This is a genomic window from Actinocrispum sp. NPDC049592, assembly GCF_040675465.1.
Classification (GTDB): Bacteria; Actinomycetota; Actinomycetes; order Mycobacteriales; family Pseudonocardiaceae; genus Kibdelosporangium.
Genome location: NZ_JBFAPA010000006.1, coordinates 73,797 through 90,131 on the forward strand (window position 1 = coordinate 73,797; position 16,335 = coordinate 90,131).

The window sequence follows — 16,335 nt, forward strand, 5'->3', positions numbered from 1 at the left end:
ATCCGCAAGAATCGCGCAATCCCTAGGCACAGCACACATCAAGGGCTAATGTGACCTGCGTCACTGGGGGTGATAACCATGTCGGTACCCAACCGGCGAACCTTTCTTTCCTGGCTGGCCAAGAGCGGGCTCGTGCTCGCCGCAGCCGGCTCCGCCATGGCGGAGGGGACCGCTGCGGCGGCCGCTCCGCGCGACATTCTCGTGCTGACCAACGCCACGCTGATCGACGGCACCGGGGCGGGACCACGCCCGGACACGACGATCGTTGTGGCAGGCAACCAAATCCTCGCCGTCGGCCGTCAAGGGATCGCGCCACCGGCGGGCGTGCGCGTGGTGGACCTGCGTGGCAAGTACGTCCTACCTGGACTGTGGGACATGCACACGCACACCGCGGACTTCGAACAACTACTGCTGCCGTTGTACATCGCCAACGGTGTTACCTCGGTCCGGGAGATGTGGGGCTTTCCGTTCGTGCGCGACGTGCACCGGCGGATCTCGTCCGGTGAGCTGCTGGGGCCGCGGATGGTGGTCGCGAGCACGATCGTGGACGGTCCCGACTCCTGGCTGGTCAACCTGTGGAAGGACAACAAACCGTTCCAGGTGCGGACACCGGCCGAGGCACGTGCCGCTGTCCGGCAGGCGAAGCGGGACGGCGCCGACTTCGTCAAGGTGTACTCGCTGCTGCAGGAGGACACTCTCGCCGCTGTCGGTGAGGAGGCCGCCCGGTTGCGACTGCCGATCGCCGGGCACGCGCCGGACCGGATGTCCGTCGGCCGATCAAGCCAACTTGGGATGCGCACGCAGGAGCACCTTTACGCGCTGTACGTGGACGTGTCCCGCGACCGTGACACGATCAGGCAGACCATCCGGTCGATGCCCACCACTCCGGCGGACCCGTTCGCGTTCTTCTTCGCCGTGCGTGAACTGGAGCGGCAGGCGATCAAGTCCTACGACCCGGCGCGTGCGGCCTCGGTGTTCGCTTCGTTGGTACGCAACGGCACCTTCCTGACGCCGACGCTGACCGTGTTGAAACTGTTCACCTCCACGCCCGCGGAGATCCGCGATCCCAGCCGCGAGAAGTACATGCCCAAGTGGGTCGTGGATCTGCGGTGGGCGCTCGGGCCGACCCCGCCGCCGGACGTGATCGCCGCCAACCGCGCGTTCTTCGAGGCTTCGGCGCGGCTGGTGCGGGACGCTTCGGCGGCTGGCGTCACCATGGTCGCCGGCACCGATGGCGGGTTCCTGGCGCCGTACATCCTCGGCGGGTTCTGCCTGCACGACGAGCTGGAACTGATGGTGCGGATCGGGTTCACGCCGATGCAGGCGCTGTTGAGCGCGACCCGGGATGCCGCGCGCACGGTCGGCCTGCAGCACGTCAGCGGGACGGTCACGCCCGGCAAGTACGCCGACCTCCTGGTGGTGGACGGCAACCCGCTGGCCGACATCCGCAACACCACCCGGATCCACGCGGTCGTCGCCAATGGACGGTTCATCAGCCGCGCCGAGCGCGAACGGATGCTCGCGGACGTCGAGGCCAAGGCCAAGCTGATCCCACCACCGGAAACCGTGCTGCCAATGGGATCCTGTTGCGCGCCGCTACCCCGCCGTGGCGCGCATCAGCTCGGCTCGTGACCGGATGCCGAGCTTGCGGTAGGCCCGGGCGACGTGTGACTCGACGGTCCGGTGGCTCATGAACAGAGTGGCCGCGACCTGCTTGTTGGTCATACCTGTGACGACCAGCTCGACAACCCGCCGTTCGGTACCGGTCAGGTGGGCGTTCGTGCGCCGACGGCCGACTCTCGTCAGCTCATCGCGAGCCATGGCGGCCCACACCGGGTAGCCGTTGAAGATCGCTTCGGCTTCGGTGAACGCCGTCGCAGCTGCGCCTGGCCTCCGGGCCCGGCGCAGCAACCGGCCGCGCAGCAACAACACCCTGGCCTGGTCGAACTTCGGCCACCGCGGGTCCACTTCCAGCTCGGCGTCGTTTCTCACCACTGCCCGGCCCCGGACCAGCACCGGCTGCATCCACACCCTCGGGAACCGTTCGTAGCGCTGCTCGAACTCGGCCAGCTCCGCCTCGGCTTCTGCTCTCCGGCCAAGTTCCGCCAGTGCGCAGATCCGTTCGGCCGGGGGTCTTCGCGGCCGATGGGTTCCTTGATGTGCATGGTGGCGAGGTGCCGCTTGCTGCGCCCGGTGTAGTCCACGACGGCTTGCGGATCGGCTTCGGACGCGGCCACGAACGCCAGTACCTACCAGCCACCCTGCCCCTGACCTGGGCGAACCTTCCCCCATCTCACACGCGTCACCACTGTAAGGGGTGACGAATGGCATGAATCTGCCATTGTAACCAGTTCTCGATCACAAAACTCATCACCGGCTTGACAGGTTATCAATTCGCCTGTGAAGGTATTCCCGATCGAGCCGGAAGGTGAACCCCGAATCCATGAAAATTTCAACAAAACTGTTGACGGCGGCCGTGCCCCTGGCCCTGCTGATCCCGCTCACCGCGGCGGCCGCCTCATCGCAGACAGGGCCACAACAGCAGGTCACGTGCGCTTCGGTGCCGCTCACCGCGCCGCAGGGCGCGAAGATCGAATCGATGCAGGCGGTACAGCAGCCGGGCGGGACAGTGTCGTTCCCGGCCACTCCCCTCTCACCGGCGATCACCCTCACCGACGTTCCCGCCTATTGCGAGATCACCGTCGCGCTCACGCATTCCGGCGCGAATGACCACGTCAAAGTCGCGCTCACGCTGCCGGACACGGGCTGGTCGGGCCGGCTGCAGGCGACCGGCGGCAGCGCGTACACCGCGGCTGGGTTCGGCGCGCCGATGGTCCAGGCCGTCAAGGACGGCTACGCCGCCGTGTCGACCGACGCGGGCGTGCCGCTGACCGGCCTGGACACCACCTGGGGGCTGACCGCGGACGGCAGGACCAACCAGCCGTTGCTGACCAACTTCGCCACCCGCTCGGTGCACGAGGCGGCCGTGATCGGCAAGGAAGTGACGAGGAAGCACTTCCACCGCGAGGTCTCGTACGCCTACTGGAACGGCTGCTCGACCGGCGGCCGCCAGGGTTATGCCGAGGCGCAGAACTACCCGGACGACTTCGACGGCATTCTCGCGGTGGCACCGGCGGTCAACTGGACGCAGTTCGCGGTGGCGACCCTGTGGCCGCAGACCGTGATGAACCAGGACCACCACTTCGTCGGCAACTGTGTGCTGGGCGAGTTCCAGAAGGCCGCGGTCAAGGCCTGCGACGCGAACGACGGCGTCACCAACGGCATCATCGACTACCCGGACGAGTGCGGCTACGACCCGCGCCGGCTCGTCGGCACGAAGATCCTGTGTGACGGCAAGGAGATCACCGTGACGGCCGCCGACGCGGACGTCATGCGCAAGATCTGGGCCGGTCCGACCGACGAACGTGGCCGGAGCCTGTGGGCGGGTCTGCCGAAGGGCGCCGATTTCGGCTGGCTGGCCGGAACTCAGGCGGATCCGAGCGGGAACCTGTTCGCGCCGGGGTTCCCGGTGGCGGTGCACTGGGTGCAGACGTTCCTGGAGCGCGATCCGGCCTTCGACACCTCGAAGATCACCTACCAGCAGTTCCGGGAGCTGTTCCGGCAGTCGGTGCGGGAGTACGACGACGTCATCGGCACATCGGATGCGAACCTGTGGGACTTCCGGCGGGCCGGTGGCAAGCTGCTGAGCTTCGAGGGCACGGCCGACCAGCTGATCCCGCCGGGCGGCACGCTGCAGTACCGGCAGGACGTGGAACGGCGGATGGGCGGCGCCGGCCGCGTGAACGACTTCTACCGGTTGTTCCTGGCGCCGGGCGCGCAGCACTGCTCGGACGCGACGGGTCTGGTTCCGACGAACCCGTTGGGCGCGTTGGTGGACTGGGTCGAGCACGGCAAGGCCCCGGCGACGCTGGCGGCGGCGAGCAAGGACGGTTCCGCGAACCGCGACCTCTGCCCGCTCCCCCAGCTCTCCCGCTACTCGGGTCACGGTGACCCGAAGGCGGCGTCGAGCTACCGCTGCCGCTGAGTGACACGTGGAGGTGCCGCTGCCACAGCACCTCCACATCGTCGGTCACGCCGTCAACTCGCGGACGGCCGCGGCGATGGCGCCGGAGTCCTTCCGCAGGATGGCGCCGTGGTTGCTCTGGACCTTCGCGCCCAGCTTGATGTTCGGGTTGTGCGCGATCACCGCGTCGAGGCCGGCGCGGATCCGTTCCTGCTCGTCACCGCGGCTGCCGAGGGACGTCCCCGAAGCCACCACGTACCGTACCGGGACGGTGAGGGCGTCCAGCACCGGCCGCAGCTCGCGCTCACGGGACAGTTTGCCCAGCTCGATGTTGCTCTCGGCCTGCTGTTCGGCGCTCATCCGTGGGGTCAGGCCGGTCGGGCGCAGCAACGGCATGAACCAGTTCAGCCGCCGGAACAGCTTCCGGATCCGCTGCTCCATCGCGTCATCCAGCCAGTCGTGCGGGAACGCGCCGTCGACCAGCACCGCCCCCAACGCGCGGTCCGGGTTCCGGCGAGCCCAGTGCGCCGCCACGACCGCGCCGTACGACCAGCCCACCACCACCGCGCGCTCCACGCCCCTCGCCGCGAGCACGGCGTCGACATCCCGCACGGCGGCCTCGAACGAGTAGTCCGCCGAACGCTTCGACTTGCCGCGAGCCCGCTCGTCGAACGTGATGTGCCGCCATTCCGTCCCCAGCTCCGCCAGGACCCGCCGCCAGTAGCCCTGCGTGGCGAACTGGCCGTTGAGGTACACCACCGGGACACCAGGACCACCCGTGTCGGTGACCGCCAGCTCCGTGTCGTCGACCGCCACCATGCCGGTCCACACCGAATCGGTTGAAAGAGTTCCGTTCTTTGTCATGTGCCCACCTTGAGCGCCCGGACTGTCACCGCCCTGACGCCGCCCTGTCACTGCCGGAGCACCGCAAGAGCGGCGGTGACGGCGAGCGCGGCCTGTCCGTCGAGGGTGTCGAACGTTTCGAAGCTGCCGAGGGCGCAGAGCAGGTCGAGGGTCTGTTCGCGGTCGCGGCCGGACGTGTCCAGGTCGGGGAAGCGGTCGAGCAGGGCGGCGAAGCCCTGGCGCTGGCGGGCGTTGCGGGCCTTGATGACGGCGTCGAGGTCCTTGTCGAGGGTGGCGAGGCCGCGCAGGCGCCTGGTCACGGTGCGGTCGGTGGCCCAGAACTTGTAGAACGCCGTGAGGAACAGGGTGATGGCGTCGGTGCCGTCCGGGGCGGTGAAGGCCGCGGCGATGCGGTCGATCCGGCCGCGCTCGGCGAGGTGGTCGCACAGCGCCTCGAGCAGGCCGGATTTCGACCCGAACGCGTTGTAGACGGTCTGCCGGGACACGTCCGCCTGCGCGGCGACGCTGTCGATGGTCAGCTGGGGAACGCCGCGGCCGGCCAGCACCCGGCGCGCGGTCTCCAGGATCCGGCGACGCGTCTCGTCGGCGGCGGTCTGCCGTTTCTCCGAGTGGTAGCCCCGTGGGCTCATCGGGTTGCCTCCGGCGCTTAATTGGATGTACGGTCTGTCCAACGAAATGGTAGCACGGAGGGAGCGGGAGATGGACCTCACCGGACGGATCGCGGTCGTGACCGGCGGATCCCGGGGGATCGGCGCGGCCACCGCCGCGAAGCTCGCCGAGCTCGGCGCCCGGGTGGCCATCGTGGGACGCGACGAGGAGGCGCTCGCGGCCATGGTGTCCACAGTGGAGGGTTCGATCGGTGTGCGGGCGGACGTCACCAACGCCGACGACATCGCCGGGATACGCCGGCAGACCGAAGAACAGCTGGGACCGGTGGACATCCTGGTGGCGTTCGCCGGCGGGAACCCGGCCCGGCCCAAGCCGATGGTCGACGTCACCCTGGCCGAGTGGCTCGCCGCGATCGACGGCAACCTGACGGCGACTTTCCTGACGGTGAAGGAGTTCCTGCCCGGCATGATGCAGCGCGGGCGCGGGTCGATCGTGACGATGTCGTCGACCGCGTCCCGGCAGCCGACCGTCCACTCCCCCGGCCCGTACGCGGTGGCCAAGGCGGGCGTGGAGATGATGACCCGGAAACTGGCGCAGGAGGTCGGTCCGAGCGGTGTGCGGGTGAACTGTGTTGCCCCGGCGGCGATTCTGACCGAGCGGAGCAAGCGGGACATCCCCGCGGAGATGCAGCGGACCATGGCCCAGTCGTACCCGTTGGGGCGCGTCGGCGAGCCGGCCGACGTCGCCTCGGCGACCGCGTTCCTGGCCTCCGACGAGGCCGCGTGGCTGACCGGGTTGACCCTCGACGTCGCCGGCGGGCTCGTCCTGCGCTGACCGCGCTAACGTGGGGATCATGGCAGAACGGCGCGAACGCAAGGCGAACATGGGCGTGGTGTCCCAGGTCGAGCAGCTCACCCCGCACATGGTGCGGGTCGTGCTGGGCGGGGACAGCCTGGCGGGGCTGCCCGCCGACCAGTTCACCGACCACTACATCAAGATCCTCTTCCCGCAGCCCGGCGTGACCTACCCGGAGCCGTTCGACGTCGGCGCCATCCGGGCCGGCATGCCGCCGGAGACGTGGCCGGTCATCCGCACGTACACCGTCCGCCGCTGGTCACCGGAGGTCCCGGAGCTCTGGGTCGACTTCGTGATCCACGGCGACGTCGGCGTCGCGGGCCCGTGGGCGCTGCGGGCCAAACCAGGTGACCAGGTCTTCTTCATGGGCCCCGGCGGCGGGTACGCGCCGAGCGCGGAGGCCGACTGGCACCTTCTCGCCGGTGACGAGAGCGCCCTCCCGGCCATCGCCGCGGCGCTGGAAGGCATGCCCGCCGGGGCGCGGGTGACGGCGTTCATTGAGGTCATCGACCCCGCGGAGGTGCAGAAACTGGAGACCCCGGCAGCCGCCGACATCATCTGGCTCTACCGCGGCGACGAGCGGCCCGGCTCGGCACTCGTGCCCGCCGTGCGGTCCTTCGAGTTCCCGGACGGCCAGATGCAGGCGTTCGTGCACGGCGAGGCCAACTTCGTCAAGGACCTGCGCCGCTACCTGCGGGTCGAGCGCGGGATCCCGCTGTCGCAGCTGTCGATCTCCGGCTACTGGCGCAACGGCTTGAACGAGGACGGCTGGCAGTCCAGCAAACGCGAATGGAACGCCCAGATCGAAGCCGAACAGGACCAGCCGTAACCACCATCCCGTTGTGTCGTCGACATCACCGATCTCCACCGGTATGAGTCCGGGTTGCTCGGCCAACGTGTCCAGCAGGTCCTGCACCTGCCACCGGAGTCGCAGGTCGACCAGCCCGCGGCCACGAACGCAGTCGTCTTCGTCCGGCTCGACCCGGTCAGCCGCCCCGTGCAGGTGACCGGGTCGCGAGCCGGATCAACGGCGGATACCCCTGCACCACAAGGAAATGCGCGCCGGACACGATCTGCGCCATCCAGCGTGTACGTGCGCAGCCCGCCGCTCTTCTGCTTGAGCTCACCTGCGTCCAGCCCTGTCCCGGCGTTCGCTCCACGTCATCAGGAGTTGAGCGTGACCGGCTGGCGCCACGGCCGCGTCTCCCGGGTTGCCGCCACAGTGCGCCAGGACCTCGGCAAGCGCCATCGCGGCAGACTTCGTCAACGGCCCAAGTCTACCGGTCTCCGCCGGTCATCATGCGGTGGGCAAAGGACTTGGCTTCCTCGATACGTTCGGCGTGACGGGCGGTCCTGTTTGGGCGGAAGTCGTTGTCGCGCGGCTTGGTTTCGGAGTCCTCCCCGATTTCGTCCATATCGAGGTGGTTGAGGAAGGCGCGCAGCTCGGGGCGGGTGGTGGGTGCGTTCGCGAGATCCTCGCGGATGCGGGGCGGGAAGCCGCTGGAGTAGCGGGCGCCGTGGTATCCGTCGACGACACCGAGGAACATCGCGTCGAGGTTGGGGAACGATTCCTGGGCAACGACTTCCGGCGGCAACGGGGTGTCATAGCGCCGGGCGTTGGGGTTCCAGCAGTCCTGTTCCAGGCCGAGTTCGAGCAGTTGTTGTGCCGCTTGGGATACGGCCAGGTCGATCAGGCCATCGTCACCGATGATGTGGTCGTGCAGGTCGAGTTCCCACAGCTGCGGCAGGACCTTCCAGGCCGCGAGGGCTCGCGCGCCACGCGAACGGATGCTGTTGTAGGCCAGCGAAATGCTGCGGAGATCGGGAGCGGTGGCCGCTGTCATGGCTTCGATGTCGTCATCGCCGAGACCGCACTCGGTGAGGTTCAGGGTCCGCAGCGTTCCCCAGTTGTCCAGGGACTCGGGCCAGGCGTCCACCGGATTGCGCGACACATCGAGGTTTTCCAGCCGCAGCCCGGAACTCATCAGCGCGGCAAGGCCGTTCGCGCCGAGCCCGGTGGCCGCCAGTTTCAAAGTGGTGAGTTTCGTGGCGTTCGGCGATGACACCCAGGTTGCGGCGCCCGCGTCGCCGATCGCTTGGATGGAAGGGCGCCCGTAGTAGGGCGAGCCGACGACGCGACCGCTGAGATCGAGGTATTCCAACGCGGGCAGCCGGACCTCGGTCGCCAACCGCTGTGCGCCGTTCGCGCCCAGGCAGTTTCCGCGCAGATCCAGGTGGCGCAGACGTGGGAACGGTCCGGCGAAGGCGGAGATCGTCACGTCGGTGGCGACGACATCCGCGAGCGTGAGCTGCTCGATGAGCGAATGGTCGATGCCCGCGATGATGCCGGTGAGGGCCGCGTCACCGAGCGGCAGCAGTTCGAGGGTGAGCGAGGTCAGCCGGCGCAACACTCCGCTGGCGGCAATAGCGGCCGCGCCTCGGGCGCCGAGCCCTTCCCGGCCGAGTCCCAGCGCCGTGCCCTGGACTTCGAGGGTGCGCAGGCCGGTCAGGTCGGCGCGGGCAAAGAATTCCTCGCAAGCTTCGTCGTCTTCCTCGATGACGTTGCCGAAGAACGGCGTCCACCCCGGGTGCGATTTGTTCCAGCCACAACGGAACCCGATGGCCAGCCGGTCGAGTCGCGCGAGGCCGGGACACTCGGCAAGCTCTCGCGCCTCGTCGAGGCTCGCCACCAGGACCTCGGCCGAGCGCAGGTCCGGCACCAGGTCCGAGCGCATCAGGTGAGCCAGATCAAGCGCCCGCAGACCCACGTGGCGCAGGCGCCATGGCTGCCCGGCAGACGGACGGAATCGTGGCTTGTCGAACTGGAACAGGTCCTCCTGCGCGGTCGCCAAGGTCAACGACTCGAGCCGCGCGACGGCGGGGTGCTCCGCGAGCCGAGCGACGATCTCCGTGTACAGCGGGCTGAGTCCGGCGATCTTGACCGACCGGAGGTTGTCCCACTGGTCCATCGTGTCGACCAATGTGGCCAGCCGGCCGCCTCCGGGCCCGTACCAGCCCAGGTCGAGGTGGGTGACGCCGTGCGCTTCCGTGCGGGGATCCGGCAGCGCGAGGGCGGCGGTGCCGGCGCGGGCGGACCGGAATCCGAGGGACCGGACGAGCCGCCACCCGGGTTTGCTGACACCGGAGTCGAGCGCGGCAAGCCAGGACCAGGGCGCCTCGCGAACCGGATCGGGCCATGCGGCCAGTCGTTGGTCGGCGTGCGAGACCAGGTCCTCGGGATTCCCGGCGCGGTGCAGGGCAGCGCAGAGCGCACGGAACGCGAGCTTGCCCGGCGGGCCATCCAGGACGCGCTCGGCCTCAGCGCGGTAGTCGATCACGTAGTCAACGTAGCGGCACGGCGGCGGGTGGGACCAGCCACGCTCTGCTTGACGCAAACCTCGTGAAGGCCGTCTGAAACCCGGTGTTCCCGCTCTTATCTCGCGACTCGGCCGGACCGCTACGTCTGGAAAGGACCATGCGGAGGTCCCGGCTGTGACAGGGGTGCCCGTCGACCGCTGTCACAAACGCCGGTGCTGAGTTGTCCTTGCTGGCGACCTGACCGAGGACTGCCGAGACGAGGTTCCACGATGGACACCAGCCGTGCCATCGACACGGTGGACGATCTTCGCCGCCACCTGCAGTGGGCGATCGAGCTCGAACATTCGACGATCCCGCCGTACCTGTGCGCGCTGTACTCGCTGGATCCCGGCCGCAACGCCGAAGCCATCCAGGTGGTCGGCAGCGTGTTCGCCGAGGAGATGCTGCACCTGGCCCTGGCCGCGAACCTGCTCAACGCCGTGGGTGGAACACCGAAGGTCGACAGCCCGGAGCTGCTGCCCGCCTACCCGCACCCGCTGCCCCACGGTGACAAGTCGCTGCACATCAACCTGCTCCCGTTCGGCCCGGACGCGCTGGAGCTGTTCCTGCGCATCGAGAAGCCGGAGTCGGCCGGCGCGCCGCCCGAGGCGGACGGGTACAAGACGATCGGGCAGTTCTACGCGGCCATCAAGGACGGCTTCATCACGCTGGCCGACAAGCTCGGTGAGGAAAAGCTGTTCACCGGCGACCCGGCGCGGCAGCTCGGCGAGATCCACATGCACAACGGCGGCGGCAAGGGCATTCCCGTCCGCGACCTGAAGTCCGCGCTGGCCGCCCTGGCCGAGATCATCGAGCAGGGCGAGGGCGCGGCGGTGACCGACGTGTGGGACGGCGACCGCGACGTCTTCCACCCCGACCACGACGCGGTGGCGCACTACTACCGCTTCAAGGAACTCAAGCACGGCCGCCGCCACCAGCCCGGCGACACCCCGCAGTCCGGGCCGACCGGTGAGCAGATCGCCGTCGACTTCGACGCGGTGGCCCCCATGCGCCACAACCCCAGGACGGCGGACTACCCGGAGGGCAGCCCGATCCGCGCCGCGATGGAGGAGTTCAACAACAGCTACTGCCTGCTGCTGTACCTGCTGGAGGAGACCTTCAACGGCAACCCGACCCAGCTCGGCGGCACCGTCGGCCAGATGTACGCGCTGAAGGCACAGGCCCAGGCCCTGATGAAGATGCCCACCGGCGACGGAACCACCACCGCCGGCCCACCCTTCGAATACATCCCCCCAGACCAGCGCTCATAGACACCCACTGGGGCGATGGGGAGTCCACTGAGGACGATCGCGGCCCACCGCGCCGCGAAGTCGCGGTCGATGATCTCCGGTGACGCGACCGCGATCGACAGGTAGGTGAGCTGCCTCGACGTGAACCCGGTGCCATGAGGATTGCGCGGACTTCGGCCAGTAGTGGGTTGTCGGTGCCGAGCCTGTCCTGGTGTTCGTCGGTACGGACGCTCAGCGTGATGAAGAACGCGTCTTTGGTCTCAAAGGCGGCGCCATGCCACATCACCGCCGTCGTGCTTTGGCTTCGATGACCTGCCGGACATCACCCAGTCGGCTAGTGGCCTTTCGGAAGATTACTGGTCTGTTCGGCGGATCCAGGTTGCCGCCGAAGGCTGTGTTGAAAGTGCTTGTCCGCCAGGTGTGCCGCCACGGCAAGCCGCCGGAATCGCTCAGGAACACACCACAGAGGGTCACAGCTGGCCAGATGATGTTTGAAGGAACACGTGATCGTGCGTGCGCTGGCTGGCCTGTTGGACGATCCGAGCCACTGGCGACGCGAGGTTTCCTTGAGCGCGTCGATATCCGGGTCGATCACTATCACCCGATCTTCCGGGTGGGTGTTGTGGCGTTGCAGTGCCGCCACGTTTGACCAGCTGAGCGGCTCAGAGCACCCCGTCGGGTGTCCGAGAGCACCTCGTGCTGATACGGAACGCGCTCGTCTGCCGCGGTTCGGCAGGGATGCGGTGAACCCCGCTCCACGTTGGGGCTTCGGAGGATCGCGCTGCCTGCCGAGGCGATCGATGCCCCTTGAACCAGCCGTCACGCGAATGCCGGAAGCAAGCCCCCGGCTTCTACACCCTGGCCAGGCACAAAGGGTTCGCTATCCCCAGCGCGAGGTCAGACCGTCAGCTCTTCTGGGCAACCCACGTCGGCAAGCTACACAAGCACTTCACGTCACCCAGACGGCATCGTGTCGGAAGTGAATGAACGATGGTGGCCGCCTGTGCAGGACGGATCGTCCAAAGACGCGGCGAGGAGACGTAAAGCCTTATGACCGAAGGTACCAGTCGTTGGGCCAGGTACGGAAAAAAAAGGGGCGGTGGCAGCATTCGTCACCGCTGTTGTGGTCGGTGCCGCCAACCTCGACGGGTTCTTGTCCATGGTTGAACGATTACCGGCTCGGACCAGGCAGCTCCAACTACAGTACCCGGGGCACCACAATCGACGGTGACCACCACAGCTAGCTCATCAGCAGTATCCGCCTCACAGCCGACCGTTACCGCAGCCACTGAGCCTGACGCGTCGCCGCCAGCGGTGGTGACGGCTCGACCGCGAGCGACGAGTTCCGCGTCGTCGGCTCCGACCGCTCCAGCGCCAACACGCTCGGGCTCGTTGGTGATCACTATTCGAATGGGTTCCGGCGGCAAGATCGGTCCGTCGGAAGGTCATAGCAACGCCAAAGACTTTCTGGGACCATCCAGGGCTTGGCTTCTCACGGTGTGATCGACGTGGTGAGTTCGGCTTGGAAGGAGGTGGCTGGTTGGCATGGCGGGTGGTCAGGTCGCGGAACTGCTTGAGCCGGTTGAACATCGCTCGACCCGCGTTGCTCTGGTTGTGCTGCCGGTGGTCGAAGACCGGTGGACGGTCGCCATGGTGATCCTTGGCTGATGCCGTGCTGGAGCAGAGCGGTGTGGGTCGAGCGATGTGAACCGGTGTTGTGGGCAATAGCGGTGTGAGCGGCCGGGCCCTTCCCCGTTGGCAGTGATGGCCTTGGTGCCGGGCGGCATTCCCTTTCCGGGTGCCAGCAGTGTGTTGATGCGTCTCCAGCTCGCGGACCAACCGCGAATGCTTGCGGCGGCAAGGGAGCAAGGTCACTCTCCCGGCAACCAAATGGTTAGGCAGGACACCCGGCGGCGGCGCGGTCGCCAAGGCAGACGGCCCACCGGCGCTCGATCCCGTGATCTACAAGCACACGAGGTCGAGTGTTGTATCAACCGGCGCAATAGCAAGGGGGTGTGGCCGTGTGGGTGGGGTTAGGTTTCGCGGGGGATGTGGGTTCGGAGGGCTTGGCGGGCGGGGAGTTCGGTGGCGAGGAAGGTGAGGGTGATGACGACGAGGGCGACGGCGGGGACCAGCCAGGGTGGGCCGGATGGGTAGGGGCGGCCGAGGAAACCTATGGAGAGCAGGACGATCGGGATCACGGATAAGACGGTTCCGCTGAGGACCGCGAGGGCGGACATCAACGCGGCCTCGCGTCGGATCATTGCGCGTAGTTGTTTGCGGGTCGCGCCGGACAGCCTGAGGGTGGCCAGCTCGGTGCGGCGCTGGGTGGTGGCGGCCACGAGTTTGTTGGCCATGCCGAGCAGGAGATAGCCGATCAGGACGGCGAGAACGGCGACGTTGATCCACAGCTCCGGGGCCGCCTTGGCGGTGGGACTCGGTGCCGGACCGAAAGTGAGGTGCGGTTGGGTCGCTGCGAGGGTGTCACGAGCCGCGCTGGTGCCGTCGGTGCGCACCAGGATGCTCTGGTCGAGCGCGGCGGTGGTGTGCCGCAAAGCCAAGTCGCGAGACAGAATCACCGGGCCGGCGGCCAGGTTGGACGCATAGGTGGCCACAACCCGGGCGGTGACATGGGCGCCGTCGCCGAGAATCAACGGAACGGACTCGCCCACCGAATAGTCGCTGTCGGCCGCGACCGTGTCGCCGGTGAGGTCCGCCAAGGATCCACTGTGGACATCCAGGGCCGTGATGGCCGACGCCGCGGGTGTCAGGATGAGCGCCGAGAAGCTGTCGATGTTCTTGGAGCCCAACAGAACCGTCGTGGCCGAAACCGGCGCCGCGGCAAGGACGCCGGGAGTGTGCTGGACGGCCGCGAGCGCGTCACCGGGCAGACCGCCGCCCGCGGTGACGGACGCATCGGCCCGGAACATCGACTCGGAACTCGCTGCGAGCACAGTGGTCTGCGTGAACGTGTAGGTGATCGTGAAGACCACGACCATCGCCAACGTGGTCACCGCACCGGCGAACCGAAGCGCGTAGCCGTGGCTGTTCGCCACCGCCAGCCACGTCGCAGCGGACGCCCGGGACGGCAGCCGGCGGGCCAGCGCGCCACTGACCTTCTTGATCAACGCCGGACCGGCCAGCCCCAGCCCGATCGCCGCGAGAATCCCGGCCAGCGCGGTGACCGCGGCACCGTCCTGGGTCTGCCGCAGCAACGGCATGATCGCGACCGCGTTCGCCATGACCAGCAACGCCAGCCCGGCCCACGTCCTGGTCGGCGACGGGTTCCGGGGTTCGCTGCGCGACTCGGCGACCGCCTCGGTGGCGGGCAGGTGCGAGATCCGCCAGGCGGCACAACGCCCGGCCACCTGCACGACCGCGAACATCAGGAGCAGAGTCGCGATCGCCGGAAGCGGGCTGACGATCAACGGGAGCACCGACGGCAGCAGACCGGTCGACACCAGCAACCCGCGGAACTGCTCCGCCAGCAGATACCCGGCGACGACACCAGGCACCATCGCAACCGCGGCGACAACAGTCGCCTGACCGGCAGCGAGCCGGCGGATCTGCCGTGGCGTGGCCCCGACGGCCCGCATCAACGCCAGTTCCCGTCGTTGCGCGGCCACCGACACCGCGAGCGCGCCACCCACGATGAACCCGATGACCAGCAACGTCACCCCCGCCAGCGAGCCCGCGAGCAACGGCAGCAACCGCCGTGAGGCCGCCGCACCGAGATCCTCGGCGTCCCCCCGCTCCGCGCCGGTGGACACGACCAGCCCAGGATCCAGCCCGCGCACCGCATCGGCCACCGCCTCCTCGGCACCGGGCGCCGTGCGCACCGCGATCAGGTCGACCTGGCCGTGCCCGGCCAGCCGAGCGGCCGTGGCGTCGTTGAAGTAGATCCCCGGTCCGGCGACGACAGCCGAGACGCGGTACGTCCCGCGCTGTCCCGCCGCCGTCACGGACACCTGGTCGCCCGGCCGGGCCGTCCCTTCTCCCACGGCGATCTCCGCCGGCCCCGGTCCCGCTCCGGCCAGGCCCAGCGAGGCCCAGCCATGGCCGGTGCCCTCCGGTCCGGAACCGACCGCGGCCGGGAAGGTGTAGTCACCGGCCGCGGCCGTGACACCGGGCAGGCCACGGACCCGCGCGACGAGATCCGCCGACAGCCGGGCCCGTTCGGGCAGGGCCAGCGGCAGGTCCTCCTCCGGCTGGAACGTTTGCGGCGCCGAGACGACCACGGCCGCCCCGGCCAGGCGGCCGACCGGGGCGTGCGACCGCAGCCCGGTCTCGGCCAGCACACCGATCCCGGTGACCATGGCGGCGCCCCCGAGCGTCGCGAAACCGATGGCCAGCAGGGCCGCGACGCGGTAGCGGGCGGTGTGCAGCGCGAGGCGCAGCATCGGGTTACTCCGTTTCCAGGGTGGTGACGCGCTGGGCCAGCACGTCGGCGGTGGGGGTGACGAGGGTGTCGACGATCCGCCCGTCGGTCATCAGCAGGGCGAGGTCGGCGCGCGCCGCGGCGGCCGCGTCGTGCGTGACCATCACGACCGTCTGACCGAGGCCGTCGACCAAGGCACGCAACAGGTCCAGCACCTCGCGGGCGGTGCGCAGGTCCAGCGCGCCGGTCGGCTCGTCGGCGAACACCACGGCGGGCCGGGTCACCAGGGCCCGGGCGATGGCGACCCGTTGCTGCTGGCCGCCGGACAGCTCCGCCGGGCGCCTGCCCAGCCTGCCGGTCAGCCCGACCCGCTCGACCAGGGTCCGCAGCCAGGCCTGGTCGGGCGCCACGCCTGCCAGCCGCAGCGGCAGCGTGATGTTGTCCATGATGCTCAGCGACCCCACCAGGTTGTAGGACTGGAAGACGAACCCGATCCGCTGCCGCCGCAGCTGCGTGCGCCGGGTCTCGTTGAGCGAGCCGATGTCCGTGCCGTCGATCACCGCGCTGCCGCTGGTCGGTGTGTCCAGCCCGGCGGCGCAGTGCATCAGCGTGCTCTTGCCCGACCCCGACGGCCCCATCACCGCGAGGAACGTGCCGCGCGGCACCGCCAGGGACACGTCGTCGAGCGCCCGCACACCACCGGGATAGACCTTGGTGACATGCGACAGCGCCACGGCGGGCAGCTGGTTCGTCCGCTGTGGACGGACGACGCTCACCGGTGCCGGTAGTGGTCGACGGCCAATGCGATCCCGCACGCCAGCGTGACCAGGCCGAACGCCACGCTGATGAAAACGTTGACGCTTAAGGAGGAGGTGACGACGTTCGCGGCCCCGCTGAGCGCGAGCACCACCCACAGCAGTGGGCGCTTGCTCCGCCAGTCCGGGCTGGTGCTGATGTTCGCGCTGGTGACTTCTTTGATGTCCATGCGGCAAAAACTA

The 16,335-nt window shown here is 68.7% G+C and carries 13 protein-coding genes; 6 read left to right on the forward strand and 7 right to left on the reverse strand.

Annotated elements, in window-relative coordinates; translation table 11 throughout:
• Nucleotides 1-78: 78 nt before the first annotated feature.
• On the forward strand, nucleotides 79-1,632 hold the full coding sequence (locus AB0J95_RS17215) for an amidohydrolase family protein (RefSeq protein ID WP_364758099.1): 1,554 nt from the start codon (nucleotides 79-81) through the stop codon (nucleotides 1,630-1,632).
• Here the strand turns inward: AB0J95_RS17215 and AB0J95_RS17220 are convergent.
• Nucleotides 1,597-1,992 carry a helix-turn-helix transcriptional regulator gene (locus AB0J95_RS17220; RefSeq protein ID WP_364758101.1) on the reverse strand — a complete coding sequence of 132 codons (396 nt, stop codon included), beginning with the start codon at nucleotides 1,990-1,992 and terminating at the stop codon, nucleotides 1,597-1,599. The two genes, AB0J95_RS17215 and AB0J95_RS17220, sit on opposite strands and share 36 nt — an antisense overlap.
• Before the next feature lie 451 nt (nucleotides 1,993-2,443).
• On the opposite strand from AB0J95_RS17220, the gene AB0J95_RS17225 reads away from it, so the two are divergent.
• Nucleotides 2,444-4,045: a tannase/feruloyl esterase family alpha/beta hydrolase gene (locus tag AB0J95_RS17225; RefSeq protein ID WP_364758103.1), complete on the forward strand. Its 1,602-nt coding sequence runs from the start codon at nucleotides 2,444-2,446 to the stop codon at nucleotides 4,043-4,045.
• 45 nt (nucleotides 4,046-4,090) lie between these two features.
• Here the strand turns inward: AB0J95_RS17225 and AB0J95_RS17230 are convergent, their stop codons facing one another.
• Both AB0J95_RS17230 and AB0J95_RS17235 read right to left on the reverse strand, forming a co-directional pair.
• Entirely contained in the window at nucleotides 4,091-4,888 is a 798-nt protein-coding gene (locus tag AB0J95_RS17230) for an alpha/beta hydrolase (protein WP_364758105.1), read from the reverse strand.
• 47 nt (nucleotides 4,889-4,935) lie between these two features.
• The gene (locus tag AB0J95_RS17235; RefSeq protein WP_364758107.1) at nucleotides 4,936-5,517 is read right to left on the reverse strand and encodes a TetR/AcrR family transcriptional regulator; all 582 of its coding nucleotides are present in this window, start codon (nucleotides 5,515-5,517) and stop codon (nucleotides 4,936-4,938) included.
• Between the two features lie 70 nt (nucleotides 5,518-5,587).
• Between AB0J95_RS17235 and AB0J95_RS17240 the strand changes: the two genes are divergently transcribed.
• Entirely contained in the window at nucleotides 5,588-6,331 is a 744-nt protein-coding gene (locus AB0J95_RS17240; protein ID WP_364758109.1) for an SDR family NAD(P)-dependent oxidoreductase, read from the forward strand.
• Nucleotides 6,332-6,350: 19 nt separating this feature from the next.
• Nucleotides 6,351-7,181 carry a siderophore-interacting protein gene (locus AB0J95_RS17245; protein ID WP_364758111.1) on the forward strand — a complete coding sequence of 277 codons (831 nt, stop codon included), beginning with the start codon at nucleotides 6,351-6,353 and terminating at the stop codon, nucleotides 7,179-7,181.
• Nucleotides 7,182-7,629: 448 nt separating this feature from the next.
• Here AB0J95_RS17245 and AB0J95_RS17250 read toward each other — a convergent pair whose 3' ends face one another.
• Nucleotides 7,630-9,690, reverse strand: a complete 2,061-nt coding sequence (locus AB0J95_RS17250) for a hypothetical protein (protein ID WP_364758113.1) — start codon at nucleotides 9,688-9,690, stop codon at nucleotides 7,630-7,632.
• A 249-nt stretch (nucleotides 9,691-9,939) separates the two neighbouring features.
• Between AB0J95_RS17250 and AB0J95_RS17255 the strand changes: the two genes are divergently transcribed.
• Together AB0J95_RS17255 and AB0J95_RS17260 are read left to right on the forward strand one after the other, a co-directional pair.
• Nucleotides 9,940-10,980 carry a ferritin-like protein gene (locus tag AB0J95_RS17255; protein WP_364758115.1) on the forward strand — a complete coding sequence of 347 codons (1,041 nt, stop codon included), beginning with the start codon at nucleotides 9,940-9,942 and terminating at the stop codon, nucleotides 10,978-10,980.
• Between the two features lie 1,524 nt (nucleotides 10,981-12,504).
• Entirely contained in the window at nucleotides 12,505-12,627 is a 123-nt protein-coding gene (locus tag AB0J95_RS17260) for a hypothetical protein (protein WP_364758117.1), read from the forward strand.
• Between the two features lie 365 nt (nucleotides 12,628-12,992).
• Here AB0J95_RS17260 and AB0J95_RS17265 read toward each other — a convergent pair whose 3' ends face one another.
• The 3 genes from AB0J95_RS17265 to AB0J95_RS17275 are packed head-to-tail and all read right to left on the reverse strand — an operon-like array spanning nucleotide 12,993 to nucleotide 16,322.
• The gene (locus AB0J95_RS17265) at nucleotides 12,993-15,359 is read right to left on the reverse strand and encodes an FtsX-like permease family protein (protein ID WP_364758118.1); all 2,367 of its coding nucleotides are present in this window, start codon (nucleotides 15,357-15,359) and stop codon (nucleotides 12,993-12,995) included.
• Between the two features lie 4 nt (nucleotides 15,360-15,363).
• Nucleotides 15,364-16,071, reverse strand: coding sequence for an ABC transporter ATP-binding protein (locus tag AB0J95_RS17270; RefSeq protein WP_364758791.1), 708 nt, complete (start codon nucleotides 16,069-16,071; stop codon nucleotides 15,364-15,366).
• Between the two features lie 38 nt (nucleotides 16,072-16,109).
• The gene (locus AB0J95_RS17275; RefSeq protein WP_364758120.1) at nucleotides 16,110-16,322 is read right to left on the reverse strand and encodes a hypothetical protein; all 213 of its coding nucleotides are present in this window, start codon (nucleotides 16,320-16,322) and stop codon (nucleotides 16,110-16,112) included.
• Between the last annotated feature and the right edge of the window lie 13 nt (nucleotides 16,323-16,335).